The following is a 13,195-nucleotide window of genomic DNA, read 5'->3' as shown; positions in this document are numbered from 1 at the left end:
CATATCGGAACACCTATTATTATACTAGTATACTAAAAAACAAAAAGCATTTTATGAAAGTGCTTTCTTGCCAAAAATTTTTGACTTATATTGCTTCTCTAAAAAATCTAGCATAAACAGATAATATAGTAAATCACTTTCCGTGGAGTGATAGGTGAATCATTTGGACTAAAGAGGACACCTCTGTTATAAAGCTATTCCAGATCTTAGCACCCTAACCTGTTTTGCCCCTCTTTAATTCCAAGTACAGGAATGTACAACCTCAAAATAAAATAGAAGCCTCACACAAGTTCATGAAACTTACGAGAGACTTCTATTATTCTTCAATAATTATTATCATAACGAATATGAACTTGCTTATGAGGATCTACATTCAACCAATTCCCGATTGCATGGACGTCGTTCTAATACTCGAGGCAATGCAATATTGGGCAGAATAATAGGTTGCCATAATCAAGAAATGTGAATAAGGTACATCTGAGATGAACATATTCCACGATAAGATCGTATCAGAAATGACGAATAGCAAACTGCCAATAATCGCATACAAATTGCCTGTCATAAAGGCAGCCCAAGCCATGATAGAAATTGCACCAATATAGAAAAGCACCGGCACAATTAATTCTTCCTCTCCAGACAACTGAAGGGAAGTTACTAGTTTCTTACCCATGAATAAATCAAATACAAAAAGCGGCAGAATGGATAAACAGCGGAGTTTAGAAAAGGACCATTGCTTAAAGAATCCAAACGTATAAATGATATGCCCAATAAGAAAACAGCTTAGGCCAATCACAAACCAATGAAGCAATCCATCACCTAGCATGCAAAAAAACAGGCCGAAAAGGATAAGACCTTTATTTTGCCGAACCCCCTCTGTTTTTTGGATAAAGGCAAAATAGATAATCAGCCACATCGGAATGAGCTTAAACAGTATTTTAAGCGCGAAAGGTTCAGAGGGGATGAAAAAAATATAAATAATACTCATTAATAAAATGAGAATGGATAGGTACTTTAACTTCATGAATTGACTCCTCTTTATTACTTCTTCCCGCTAGTATACCATCAATAATCTCCTTAGAGATGTCTATTACATAAAAATTTACAAATCGTTTTATATTGTCTTAGATGATTGAAAGACCATAATATTCGTGCTTCTACCCCTTACAAAAAAAAGGTTCTCCTTCGAATTAATCATGAAATAAACATAATAATGTATCTTTGCTAAATTTAATTTTATTTTATAATTTACAGAAATATCTTGTTGAAAATGTAAAATAGATAACAGATAATAGATTTGCGAGAACGCTTTTAGTTCTTTTTAATTTTACTTCCATTTGTGAAAGGAGTCACAAACTTATGAAAGCAGCAGTAGTAACAAAAGACAAAAAAGTAAGCGTTGAAGAAAAACAACTTCGCCCTTTAAAATACGGTGAAGCTTTGGTGCAAACAGAATATTGCGGTGTTTGCCATACAGACTTGCACGTTAAAAATGCCGATTTCGGTGATGTAACAGGTGTAGTTTTGGGCCACGAAGGAATCGGTAAAGTTATTGAGGTAGCAGAAGGCGTTACTTCCTTAAAAATCGGGGATCGCGTTTCTATCGCTTGGATGTTTGAAAGCTGCGGACACTGTGAATATTGCACATCAGGCCGCGAAACACTTTGCCGCGACGTGAAAAATGCAGGATACTCTGTTGATGGAGCGATGGCAGAACAAGTTATCGTAACAGCTGACTATGCTGTAAAAGTACCAGAAGGCCTCTGCCCTGCTGCAGCTTCTTCCGTAACTTGTGCAGGTGTAACAACTTACAAGGCGGTAAAGGAAACTCAAGTACGTCCAGGGCAATGGATTGGTATTTTCGGTGTCGGCGGCTTAGGTAACCTTGCTGTCCAATACGCTAAAAACGTATTCGGCGCTAAAGTCGTAGCATTCGATATTAGTGATGATAAATTAGCATTCGCAAAAGAAGTTGGCGCTGACGTCGTTGTCAACTGCTTAAATGAGGACCCAATCGCAAAAGCAAAAGAAGTAACTGGCGGTAAAGGCTTAGATGCAACAGTTATCACTTCTGTAGCAAAAACTCCTTTCAACCAAGCTATCGATGTCGTAAAAGCTGGCGCTCGCGTAGTAGCTGTTGGCTTACCTGTTGAAAAAATGGATCTAGACATTCCTCGTCTCGTATTAGACGGAATCCAAGTAATCGGGTCTTTAGTAGGTACTCGTCAAGACTTGGCTGAGGCATTCCAATTTGCAGCTGAAGGAAAAGTAGTTCCTAAAGTAGCATTGCGCAAACTAGAGGAAATCAATGATATCTTCGAGGAAATGGAAGAGGGTAAAATCACAGGCCGTATGGTTATCGATTTCACTAACTAATCATATCAATCGTAGATAGATTTTAACGAAAAGGCAAAGCTCAACGCTTTGCCTTTTTCATCATGCTATGAAGCAAGCACTTTTTGTTCATACAGTTATTACAGAAGAAGACTTATAATAATTTTAAATGACCCGTTACCTCATCCACTTTTTCTCTCCCCAAGAATGGCTAGATATCTGTGATCAATCTACAGGCAACTCTTTTATATAACTCATTCAAATTTTCTGCATAAACTTTCATTAAACATTTGTTAGCATTTCTTTATGACTTTCCGTCCATTGTACTCCCCCCACAGATGCATGAATTCCAAGAGCTACATAATTTCCTCAAGCTAACCTTTAATTAAAAAAGAAGCATCTCTCAAGTTATTCAACTTGTGAGATGCTTCTTTAAGCTAGGGGAGGCTGATTACATCATGCCGCCCATTCCGCCCATGCCACCCATGTCAGGCATTCCGCCAGCGTTTTCTTCTGGCTTGTCAGCGACAACTGCTTCAGTTGTTAAGAACATAGCTGCAACAGATGCTGCGTTTTGAAGTGCGGAACGTGTTACTTTAGTTGGGTCAACGATACCTGTTTCGATCATGTTTACCCATTGGCCATTAGCGGCGTTGAAGCCGATGCCGATTTCTTCGCGTTTTAGGCGGTCAACAACAACAGAGCCTTCTAGGCCTGCGTTGAATGCGATTTGGCGAACTGGCTCTTCAAGTGCGCGAAGAACGATATTTACGCCTGTTTGTGCGTCACCTTCTAGCTCGATTGCAGCTACTTTGTTGTACACACTTACAAGTGCAGTACCCCCACCAGCTACGATACCTTCTTCAACAGCGGCACGAGTGGAGTTAAGAGCATCCTCGATTCGAAGTTTGCGTTCTTTCAATTCAGTTTCAGTAGCGGCACCAACTTTGATAACGGCTACGCCGCCAGCAAGTTTAGCAAGACGCTCTTGAAGTTTTTCTTTATCGAATTCAGAAGTTGTTTCTTCTAATTGAGAACGGATTTGGTTGATGCGAGCGCCAATTTCGCTTGTTTGGCCAGCACCTTCTACGATTGTAGTTGTTTCTTTCGTCACAACGACTTTCGCCGCGCGTCCTAGAGATTCAAGTGTTGCGGATTTAAGGTCGCGTCCTAGCTCTTCAGTGATTACTTCACCGCCAGTTAATGCAGCGATGTCTTCAAGCATTGCTTTACGACGATCCCCGAATCCTGGAGCTTTAACTGCTACAGCATTGAATGTTCCGCGAAGCTTGTTCACAACAAGTGTTGCTTGTGCTTCACCTTCAACATCTTCCGCAATCAAAAGTAATGGTTTGCCTTGTTGAACAACTTGCTCAAGGACAGGAAGTACTTCTTGGATGTTGGAGATTTTTTTGTCAGTGATTAAGATGTATGGATTTTCAAGGACTGCTTCCATTTTGTCGGAATCAGTTACCATGTATGGAGAAGAGTATCCGCGGTCGAATTGCATACCTTCTACTACATCTAATTCAGTTGTGAATCCTTTAGATTCTTCGATTGTGATAACACCGTCGTTACCAACGCGCTCCATCGCTTCAGCAATCAATTGGCCAACTTCTTCGTCAGCAGAAGAGATTGCCGCAACTTGTGCGATAGATGCTTTTCCTTCGATTGGTTTAGAGATTGCTTGCAATTCTTCAATTGCTACAGAAACAGCTTTCTCGATTCCTTTACGTACACCCATTGGGTTAGCGCCAGCTGTTACGTTTTTCAATCCTTCACGGATCATCGCTTGAGCAAGAACAGTCGCTGTTGTTGTACCGTCACCAGCGATTTCGTTTGTTTTGCTGGCTACTTCAGCAACAAGCTTTGCACCCATGTTTTCAAAAGCGTCTTCAAGCTCGATTTCTTTTGCGATTGTTACACCATCGTTTGTGATGAGCGGAGAACCGAATTTCTTTTCAAGTACGACATTGCGTCCTTTTGGTCCAAGTGTAACTTTTACTGTATCAGCTAATGCATCGACCCCGCGAAGCATAGCGCGGCGTGCTTCTTCACTAAATTTAATCTCTTTAGCCATTCGTAAATTACCTCCTCAAAATTTTGTAGTATGATATTTTTTAACCGACATTTGCTTATCCGATTACAGCCAGAATGTCGCTTTCACGTAAAATTAAGTATTCGTTGCCTTCGTATTTCACTTCAGTGCCTGCATATTTAGAGAAGATAATGTGGTCGCCTTCAGATACTTCCAATCCTACACGCTCCCCATTCTCAAGGACACGGCCTGTGCCTACTGCTACGATTTTGCCTTCAGATGGCTTTTCTTTGGCAGTGTCAGGTAACACGATGCCGCTTGCAGTTTTCTCCTCTTGTGCGACAAGTTCAATCACAACGCGATCTCCTAGTGGCTTTAACAAGTAAAACTACCTCCTTAACATTCTCTCCATTTTTATTAGCACTCGTATATAGTGAGTGCTAACACAATTTATATATTAAATAAAGACAATCTGATTTGCAAGTGATATGAGCGAAAATTTTAGAAAATTTTATAAGGTTTTTACACCGCCTACACCCTGGCTAGTATACCCTAGCTGCAGGAAGATTATGTATAAAAGGGGGATAAGTTTTGCCATTGTACCTAATGGGGAAAAACGGGTAGAATGAGGATGTAGCTTTTTCCTTTTGGGCTTTAGTCAAAGCCCGCTTGATTCAGATACTTGTCATTAAAGGAGTTTTGTCGTTGAAGAATAATTACTGGCTGATTGTCCTTACATACATTGCCATGCAGCTATCGGGCATCATCGGTCTTCCTCTGATGGGATGGATTTTGCCGAACTTCGTAGCCGAGGATCAAGTAGCCATCTATTCGGTCGTTTCTTGGATTGTCATCAGCTTTTCCATCGCCATGCTCATTACCTTGTACTTTTTGCGAAATGAGCGGCATTCAATGAATAGATCAATGGACTTATGGGAGCGTATGCCGATTGGAGGTTCAATTGCCTGGGCCATCGGCGGGATATTCCTTGCCTTTGTTGCCCAAGCGGTTGCTGGTACGATAGAACAGCAGGTTTTCGGTATTAATGGTGAGTCCCAAAACACCCAGGATATTTTACGTCTAATTAATATGTTCCCGGTCGTCATCCTGATTTCCTCTGTCATTGGGCCAATTTTAGAGGAAATCGTGTTTCGGAAGATTCTCTTTGGAGCGCTTTTGTATAGACGGCTTGGATTCTTCCTTAGCGCCTTAGTCAGTTCGGTTATCTTCTCTCTGGCGCACGGAGAACCTGAACATACTCTTCTTTATTCAGCTATGGGCTTCACATTCGCCTTTCTGTATGTCAAAACTGGCCGAATTATCGTTCCTATCATTGCGCACGTTAGCATGAATACATTAGTAGTTCTGATTTCCACCAATTCTGGTGATTTGATTAAAGAGTTGGAGAAAGCACAAAGTTTTATCGGAGGTTTATTATGAGACGTTCACCAATGTATATGGCTATGACTTATTTCATTTTGGGGGCTGTATTTGTCTTTTTCGCCATCCAAAACGTAACGAGGAGCGGATGGGATTTTTTCACCTACTTCCTGATCATCCTTGCTACACTTGATATCGGCTCTGGCATCCGTTTCATCGGCATCCACCGCAAAATCAAGGAAATGAATAACGAGCAACAAACGAAAAACAAATAAAAGAAAAAACTCGAAGTTTATCCTTCGAGTTTTTCTGCTTTATTGGCTTCTTTAGGCTCTTCCGTCCCGCCTGCCGGGTAATGCTTTAAGAAGTAAACGAGCGATTGTAATTCAACAGCCAGATCAATATGATGCACCCTGATAGCATCTGGGACACTTAAGCGTGCCGGAGTAAAGTTCAGGATAGCTTTCACGTTCGCTGCAACGAGTCTATCCGTTATTGGCTGGGCCGCATGCGATGGCACTGTCAAGATGGCCACTTTGATGTTGGAATTTGAAAGCTTGCTTTCAAGCGCATCCATATCAAAAATTGGTACATCTCCAATGAAGGTGCCGACCTTTTCAGGTGAGACGTCAAAGGCCATTTCAATCTTCGTATTATTATTCTTCATGAAATTATAGTTAAGGAAGGCTGTTCCTAAGTTCCCGACACCAATGAGCGCCACTTGGGTGAGCTCATCCTGGTCAAGGGTCTTACGAAAGAAAGACAGCAAATAATTAACGTTATAGCCGTATCCTTTCTTCCCAAGCGCTCCAAAATATGAAAAATCTCTGCGGATTGTCGCAGAATCGACCTTAACAGCCTCACTGAGCTCCGCTGATGATACCCTGAGTTTCCCTGATGCATGCAGATTTTGTATAAATCGATAGTACAGCGGCAGACGCTTTGCTGTCGCTTGTGGTATTTTTGTATTCTCCTGCAACATTTCTTTCCCTTCTCCCTTACTTTTGTTGAGTTCCTTATAATGAATCGTCCAATTGTTTTTGAAAATCCGGGCTGGATACTCCGCCGGTCTTTTTAACTAAGTATGTTTCTCCAATAACCATTCCTTTATCAATGGCCTTGCACATATCATATATGGTAAGTGCTGTAACCGATGCAGCCGTCAGGGCTTCCATTTCTACGCCTGTGCTTCCCTTCGTCTTAACAGACACCTGAATGCGCAGCCGCTTCTGTTCTTTTTCAGCCTCCCAAAAGAAACGAATGTCTATTCCTTTAAGGGAAATTGGATGACACATAGGAATTATATCAGATGTTTTCTTCGCTGCCATAATACCAGCCACTTGGGCTACTGCCAGCACGTCACCTTTCTCCATCTCCCCGGAGGTGATTTTCTTATAAATTTCTTCTTTAACTAGGATGCTTGACTCCGCAACTGCTGTACGGGCCGTCTCAGGCTTATGTACAATATCGACCATCTTCGCCCTTCCCTGTTCGTTGAAATGAGTAAAATCACTCAAACCATTCCCCCCTTTACCATTATTTTATATTATATATGGATTTCACGGAAACTTTTGTGTAAATATTCACATATATCCTATTCAGTTGCGGTGCCCAGACTTTGTAAGATACACTTAAGCTAGTACTTCCTGAGGTGAGAATCATGATTATTTTACAAGTTAATAATGTATCCAAATATTATGGTGCAGAAGCTATTTTGTCCAGTATAAAGCTTGAAGTGCAAACGAAGGATCGGATAGCTCTCGTTGGCCGTAATGGCGCCGGCAAGTCCACCCTTTTGAAAATCATCGCTGGCACTCTTTCCCATGATGGAGGCAATATCTTCATGCCAAAAGGGACGACAATCGGCTATCTCGCCCAGCATACGGGCTTAAATTCCGACCTATCCATTTGGGATGAGATGCTGACTGTGTTCGCGGATTTGCGAAAGCAGGAGGAAGAACTGCGCGCCCTAGAAAAATCGATGTCAATCCCCGACATATATAATGACAGCACTCGCTATGAGCGAATTTTGAAGGATTATGATCACTTGCAGGAACAATTCAAAAATGCCGGTGGCTATCAGATGGAAAATGATATCCGCTCTGTCCTGCACGGTCTTAATTTTGCCGATTATGATTATGCTACCCCTGTCACCTCGCTGAGCGGGGGCCAGAAAACAAGGCTTGCTCTCGGGAAATTATTGCTGACGAAGCCGGACCTATTAATTCTCGATGAACCAACGAACCACCTTGACATCGACACTCTCTCTTGGCTTGAGGGGTATCTGCAATCCTATCCTGGCGCCATCCTGATTGTTTCACATGACCGTTATTTCCTTGATAAGGTCGTCAATCAGGTCATGGAGCTATCACGCACATCCATTAGTAAGTATACAGGTAATTATAGCAAATACCTCGTCCAAAAGGCTGAGGAATTTGAACGCAATCAGAAAATGTATGAAAAGCAGCAGGATGAAATCGCAAAACTAAGAGATTTCGTCCAGCGCAATATTGCCCGTGCCTCAACGACCAAACGTGCCCAAAGTCGCCAAAAGCAGCTTGAGCGCATGGAGATGCTGGACCGTCCGCAAGGGGATGAGAAATCTGCCAACTTCTCCTTCCAGATTGAAAAACAAAGCGGAAATGAGGTCCTGCAAGCGAAGGATATCGCAATAGGGTATGAGCATGCTGTTGCCAAGTCGATTAATTTCCGCATCACACGTGGAGAAAGCATCGCGCTTATTGGCCCGAATGGCATTGGCAAGTCTACCCTCCTTAAGACCATTACGGACAGGCTTCCAGCCCTTAGCGGTGAGTTTCAATTCGGGGCTAATGTTACGATAGGCTATTATGATCAGGAACAAGCGAACCTCTCATCAAACAAGACCGTTCTCAATGAATTATGGGATGACTATCCCATGAGCCAGGAAAAGGACATCCGCTCCATCCTTGGAAACTTCCTCTTCAGCGGGGATGATGTCATGAAAATCGTGTCGACATTGAGCGGGGGCGAGAAGGCAAGACTGGCTCTATCGAAGCTGATGATGCAAAAAGCGAACCTGCTGATTCTCGATGAGCCCACAAACCACTTGGATCTTGATAGCAAGCTCGTTTTGGAGAATGCCCTTGTCGATTATCCCGGAACTTTGCTCTTCGTTTCTCATGACCGCTACTTCATCAATCGTATTGCCGATAAGGTTATTGAGATGGGTCCAGAAGGAACTGTTGAATATCTTGGGGATTATGACTATTATGTTCAGAAAAAACAGGAGCTTGTCGAACTGGCAGAGCTTGAAAACAAACCAGCTATGCAATCGAATCAACAGTCTACCGAAAAATCCTCCTATCAAGAGGATAAGGAACTGAAGAAGCAAAATCGAAAGCGTCAGCGTCGTATCGAGGAATTAGAGGGTGCCATTGAGACGTTTGAAGCGAAAATCGCTGATTACAATGAACAGCTTTGTGACCCTGAGGTCTACCAGGATCATGAAAAAACACTGGAAATCCAAAGCCAGCTTACAGCTGCTGAATCAGCATTGGAGGAATTAATGGAGGAATGGACCATCCTTCAAGATTAATGGAAAACGGGCCTGTGTATGGCCCGTTTTTTTATCAACATATTTACCCACAGACAGTTCATAACTATATCAGGTATTCAACTGATTTTTCCACATTATCCACAGATATCGAAACTATTATCCACAGAAATTGTGTATAAGCACGAGTTATCCACAGTAACTTTAGAACTTTCTGCATTTTTAAACCAAATCGCTTGGGGATAAAAAATAGCCGCTTAATCAGCGGCTTTTTCGTCTTTTATTCTAAATCTAATCCTGGATTAGCATTCAGATTCATTCCCGCACGCCTTCCTTGCTCAAAGGCAATACTCCCCGCTGCACCTATCATAACTGCGTTATCGGTGCATAAATACAATGGCGGGATAATTAATTCAATGTCTTTCTTTTCTCCGAATGCTTCTTCCAGCCTTGCCCTCAATCCTTTGTTCGCTGCAACTCCGCCTGCGAGCAGCACTTGCTTCACACCAAATTGCTCTGCTGCCTTCAATGTCTTCGTAACAAGGACATCTATGACGCTCTCCTGGAAGCTGCAAGCGAGGTCCTCTGGCGCGATTGTCTCTCCTTTTTGCGAAGCATTATGCAAGGTATTGATAACAGCAGACTTCAATCCGCTGAAGCTGAAGTCATAGGAATCCTCTTCAAGCCATGCACGCGGCAATTTCACCGTTGGCTTTCCTTCATGGGCCAGGCGGTCAATATGAGGGCCGCCTGGATATGGAAGCTTTAGGGTACGCGCTACTTTATCATAAGCCTCTCCTGCAGCATCATCACGCGTCTCCCCAATAACCTCAAAGGAACCGTGCTCACGCATCAGAACAAGCTCTGTATGCCCGCCTGAGACAACGAGAGCGAGCAGCGGGAATTGGAATTCCGTCAAGATTCGATTCGCATAAATATGGCCGGCAATATGGTGAACATTCACTAAAGGCTTACCATGCGCAAACGCCATTGCCTTTGCCGCATTCACGCCTATCAAAAGAGCACCTACAAGGCCTGGTCCCTCGGTCACAGCAACCGCATCAATAGCTTCCCATGTTTGGCCTGCCTGCTCTAATGCTTCCTCAACAACGACCGTTATGGCTTCCACGTGATGCCTTGATGCAATCTCCGGCACAACTCCTCCAAAGCGCTTGTGACTCTCGATTTGCGAGGCTACTACGTTTGAGAGAATCTCTCGGCCGTCTTTGATAACGGCTGCAGCTGTTTCATCACAGCTTGTTTCTATCGCTAATATTAATTGTTCCTTCTTTACCATAATTCCACCCACATAACTAAGGCATCTTCCATATTATCCGTGTAGTAATTCTTTCGGATACCGCCTTCTTGAAATCCCATTTTTCGATATAATTTCTGTGCACCATAGTTCGTCACCCTTACCTCAAGGGTCATCCGCGTAACACCCATGCTTTTAGCCTGTGCCATCATACGGATCATTAATTCCTCGCCAAGACCATAGCCCCGGTAAGCAGGCAAAAGAGCAATATTCGTGATATGTCCCTCATCCAATATGATCCACTGTCCGCCATAGCCAACGACACGCCCCCTGTCCTCAACGACAAGATAGACCGCATGCTGATTATTCACCAGTTCATTATAGAAGGCCTCCCGGCTCCATGGCAAAGTAAAGGAGGAATGTTCCACCTCCATCACATCATCCAAATCCTCTAGTGTCATTGCCCGAAACATCACTGTATGATTGGTCATCATTCTTCCCTCTGTTTCTCTTGAGCTTCTAACCACTTCGCCTCTGCTTCCGCTAAACGCACATAATTCGGTACAAATGAATGAATCTCTTCTGGTGGCAGCTGCATCCCTAGCATCGCCAGCTCACCAGCGCGGGCATGATGGAGTGAGGCAGGAGCAAAAGCCGCCCTCTCTCCAAGTGCCCCCCTGAATGTCTCCTCATGGATAGACACATCACTTCCAATGAAAAGAACTGGCTCATTCAATTGCTTTAATCCCTCTACAAAATCCTTTGCCAGGAGGTTCTGGTCCTCCTGCACTCGAGTAACCTCTCCATTCTCAGCTCTAAACAAGGACGTATACAATTGTCCTCTGCGGGCATCAAATACTGGGCATACATACCCGTTGAAATACCGTCCATTAAACGCAAGTACCTCAAGGCTTGAAATACCTACAAGCTCAATCCCCAAGCTCCAGGCTAGTGATTTTGCGATGGTTACACCAATGCGCACGCCCGTATAAGATCCTGGTCCTTTAGCAACAACAATCCGGTCTAAGTCAGAAGGCTTCATCCCGCATTCCTGCAGCAAAGCCTCAATCGTTGGCATCGCCCGTACGGAATGATTTCTCTTTGTATAGGTTATTTGCTCTCCGATAATACCCTTTTCATTAGCAACAGCCACTCCAAGAACATTCGTAGATGTATCAATGGCTAATACATTCATTCAAAAATCTCCTCACACAACTTTTCATAAAATTCCCCTTGGGGCATAGCCTTTATGCGGCGTTGCTCATCCCCCTCATGAAATAAATACAGGGTCAGCAGTTTATCCGGCAACTGAGCCTTTATCAAATGTGCCCATTCTACGATGGTTACACCATCACCTTCAAAATACTCCTCAAAGCCGAAATCTTCATCCTCATTTTCAATCCTATATACATCCATATGATAAAGCGGCATATTTCCTTTGTATTGTTTCATGATCGTAAACGTCGGACTATTTACTGTCCTCGTCACTCCAAGACTCTTCGCGATTCCTTTCGTGAAGGTCGTTTTACCTGCCCCAAGGTCACCCTCAAGCGCAACCACTGAACCCGGAACAAGACGTCTGCCAATCTTCTCAGCGAGCTGTCTCGTTTCCTGCTCATTTTTACAAATTAATTCATACTCGATCACAGTCATTCACCATGCTTTATATTTTATTATTAAAGTTTACCTTATTTTTGGGTGTAAAGCCAATTAACCTTTTTACTTCAGACGATTCTAGTAATCTTGCTTTTGAGGCTGGATATTCTTGTTGGAAAGTAAGAGGATTGTAGAATAAATTACCCATTACGCGACTCTTGTATTCATATAATTATTGATCTATATGGGTTTCATACTTAAATCGTGTTTTTTGTCCACAGTACCAGTTTTATGCTACAGCGTTCCTACAATATATCATCCTTTAAAGAAGTCGTTCGCCCATAAACTCTAGTGGTTCATCCTTAAACGAAGAAATTTAGCTTAAGACATAGCCACTAAGAAATAAGTCATAAGATTCATTTGAAAAAATGGCACATTAAAGCGATTTTATGTAAAATATAGCCTACTACGCTTCTCGCACTTGTCTTCTTGTTCTCCTAGCTTCTCCATAAACGGAGATGCCTGCTGTCAGTCAGTGGAGTGTCTTTTACTTCTTTTAAGAAAAGGCCATCTCTTTCGAGATTGAAAAGCACAAAAAAACCAGTTCAAAACTGAACTGGTTTTCGCTTGCCCGGCAACGTCCTACTCTCACAGGGGACGCGCGGCCCCAACTACCATCGGCGCGCGAGCTTAACTTCCGTGTTCGAAAACCCGATTGGCGATAAGCGGCGGATCTCGGCGTCGGCTTCCCTCGCTCAGTACTCATGTACATCGTACATTCCGTGCTTCCCTCACTCGCCTCCTTGACCTCCTTGCTTCTCCCCAATCGGAGATGCCTGCTGTCAGTCAGAGGAGTGTCTTGTACTTCTTTTAAGTAAAGGACATCTATTTCGAGATGGAAAGCACAAAAAAACCAGCTCAAAACTGAACTGGTTTCGCTTGCCCGGCAACGTCCTACTCTCACAGGGGCGTGAGCCCCAACTACCATCGGCGCTGAAGAGCTTAACTTCCGTGTTCGGAATGGGAACGGGTGTGGCCTCTTCGCCATCATTACCGGACT

The 13,195-nt window shown here is 43.1% G+C and carries 13 protein-coding genes and 1 rRNA gene; 4 read left to right on the top strand and 10 right to left on the bottom strand.

What is annotated here, in order from left to right; all coding sequences use genetic code 11:
• Nucleotides 1-373 precede the first annotated feature (373 nt).
• Complete coding sequence (locus CYL18_RS16090) at nt 374-1,021, bottom strand: lysoplasmalogenase (protein WP_104850532.1); 648 nt, start codon at nt 1,019-1,021, stop codon at nt 374-376.
• 335 nt (nt 1,022-1,356) lie between these two features.
• Here CYL18_RS16090 and adhP point away from each other — a divergent pair, with 335 nt between their 5' ends.
• A complete protein-coding gene (gene adhP, locus CYL18_RS16085) occupies nt 1,357-2,373 on the top strand; it encodes an alcohol dehydrogenase AdhP (RefSeq protein ID WP_104850531.1) in 1,017 nt (338 codons plus the stop codon).
• 409 nt (nt 2,374-2,782) lie between these two features.
• Here the strand turns inward: adhP and groL are convergent, their stop codons facing one another.
• Both groL and groES read right to left on the bottom strand, forming a co-directional pair.
• Nucleotides 2,783-4,411: a chaperonin GroEL gene (gene groL / locus CYL18_RS16080; protein WP_104850530.1), complete on the bottom strand. Its 1,629-nt coding sequence runs from the start codon at nt 4,409-4,411 to the stop codon at nt 2,783-2,785.
• 55 nt (nt 4,412-4,466) lie between these two features.
• A complete protein-coding gene (gene groES, locus CYL18_RS16075; RefSeq protein WP_049672428.1) occupies nt 4,467-4,751 on the bottom strand; it encodes a co-chaperone GroES in 285 nt (94 codons plus the stop codon).
• 323 nt (nt 4,752-5,074) lie between these two features.
• On the opposite strand from groES, the gene CYL18_RS16070 reads away from it, so the two are divergent.
• Nucleotides 5,075-5,809: a CPBP family intramembrane glutamic endopeptidase gene (locus CYL18_RS16070; protein WP_104850529.1), complete on the top strand. Its 735-nt coding sequence runs from the start codon at nt 5,075-5,077 to the stop codon at nt 5,807-5,809.
• Nucleotides 5,806-6,024 (top strand): YdiK family protein, encoded by a 219-nt coding sequence (locus tag CYL18_RS16065; RefSeq protein ID WP_104850528.1) that lies wholly within the window; start codon nt 5,806-5,808, stop codon nt 6,022-6,024. The genes CYL18_RS16070 and CYL18_RS16065 overlap by 4 nt, the downstream gene beginning before the upstream one ends.
• 17 nt (nt 6,025-6,041) lie before the next feature.
• On the opposite strand, the gene CYL18_RS16060 is transcribed toward CYL18_RS16065, so the two are convergent.
• Both CYL18_RS16060 and moaC read right to left on the bottom strand, forming a co-directional pair.
• Entirely contained in the window at nt 6,042-6,731 is a 690-nt protein-coding gene (locus CYL18_RS16060; RefSeq protein WP_104850527.1) for a redox-sensing transcriptional repressor Rex, read from the bottom strand.
• Nucleotides 6,732-6,765: 34 nt separating this feature from the next.
• On the bottom strand, nt 6,766-7,266 hold the full coding sequence (gene moaC, locus CYL18_RS16055; protein WP_104850526.1) for a cyclic pyranopterin monophosphate synthase MoaC: 501 nt from the start codon (nt 7,264-7,266) through the stop codon (nt 6,766-6,768).
• 143 nt (nt 7,267-7,409) lie between these two features.
• Between moaC and CYL18_RS16050 the strand changes: the two genes are divergently transcribed.
• Entirely contained in the window at nt 7,410-9,326 is a 1,917-nt protein-coding gene (locus tag CYL18_RS16050; RefSeq protein ID WP_104850525.1) for an ABC-F family ATP-binding cassette domain-containing protein, read from the top strand.
• Between the two features lie 238 nt (nt 9,327-9,564).
• On the opposite strand, the gene tsaD is transcribed toward CYL18_RS16050, so the two are convergent.
• The 5 genes from tsaD to rrf form a co-directional block, all read right to left on the bottom strand.
• A complete protein-coding gene (gene tsaD, locus CYL18_RS16045; protein ID WP_104850524.1) occupies nt 9,565-10,581 on the bottom strand; it encodes a tRNA (adenosine(37)-N6)-threonylcarbamoyltransferase complex transferase subunit TsaD in 1,017 nt (338 codons plus the stop codon).
• Entirely contained in the window at nt 10,575-11,033 is a 459-nt protein-coding gene (gene rimI / locus CYL18_RS16040; RefSeq protein WP_236636499.1) for a ribosomal protein S18-alanine N-acetyltransferase, read from the bottom strand. Before rimI ends, tsaD begins: the two co-directional genes overlap by 7 nt.
• On the bottom strand, nt 11,030-11,734 hold the full coding sequence (gene tsaB, locus CYL18_RS16035; RefSeq protein WP_104850523.1) for a tRNA (adenosine(37)-N6)-threonylcarbamoyltransferase complex dimerization subunit type 1 TsaB: 705 nt from the start codon (nt 11,732-11,734) through the stop codon (nt 11,030-11,032). The genes rimI and tsaB overlap by 4 nt, the downstream gene beginning before the upstream one ends.
• Nucleotides 11,731-12,168 (bottom strand): tRNA (adenosine(37)-N6)-threonylcarbamoyltransferase complex ATPase subunit type 1 TsaE, encoded by a 438-nt coding sequence (tsaE, locus tag CYL18_RS16030; protein WP_407984605.1) that lies wholly within the window; start codon nt 12,166-12,168, stop codon nt 11,731-11,733. The genes tsaB and tsaE overlap by 4 nt, the downstream gene beginning before the upstream one ends.
• Before the next feature lie 908 nt (nt 12,169-13,076).
• Nucleotides 13,077-13,193 (bottom strand): 5S ribosomal RNA (gene rrf / locus CYL18_RS16025).
• Nucleotides 13,194-13,195: the final 2 nt, after the last annotated feature.

The sequence above is a fragment of the Pradoshia eiseniae genome, assembly GCF_002946355.1.
Lineage (GTDB): Bacteria > Bacillota > Bacilli > Bacillales > Pradoshiaceae > Pradoshia > Pradoshia eiseniae.
Note: the sequence above shows the minus strand (reverse complement) of the source record. Positions and strands in the feature narration are given on the sequence as shown.

Coding starts and splice junctions, on each gene's coding strand:
- CYL18_RS16050 (WP_104850525.1), top strand. CDS start 7,410: ATGATTATTTTACAAGTTAATAATGTATCCAAATATTATGGTGCAGAA.
- groL (WP_104850530.1), bottom strand. CDS start 4,411: ATGGCTAAAGAGATTAAATTTAGTGAAGAAGCACGCCGCGCTATGCTT.
- CYL18_RS16090 (WP_104850532.1), bottom strand. CDS start 1,021: ATGAAGTTAAAGTACCTATCCATTCTCATTTTATTAATGAGTATTATT.
- tsaD (WP_104850524.1), bottom strand. CDS start 10,581: ATGGTAAAGAAGGAACAATTAATATTAGCGATAGAAACAAGCTGTGAT.
- rimI (WP_236636499.1), bottom strand. CDS start 11,033: ATGATGACCAATCATACAGTGATGTTTCGGGCAATGACACTAGAGGAT.
- tsaB (WP_104850523.1), bottom strand. CDS start 11,734: ATGAATGTATTAGCCATTGATACATCTACGAATGTTCTTGGAGTGGCT.
- CYL18_RS16065 (WP_104850528.1), top strand. CDS start 5,806: ATGAGACGTTCACCAATGTATATGGCTATGACTTATTTCATTTTGGGG.
- adhP (WP_104850531.1), top strand. CDS start 1,357: ATGAAAGCAGCAGTAGTAACAAAAGACAAAAAAGTAAGCGTTGAAGAA.
- CYL18_RS16060 (WP_104850527.1), bottom strand. CDS start 6,731: ATGTTGCAGGAGAATACAAAAATACCACAAGCGACAGCAAAGCGTCTG.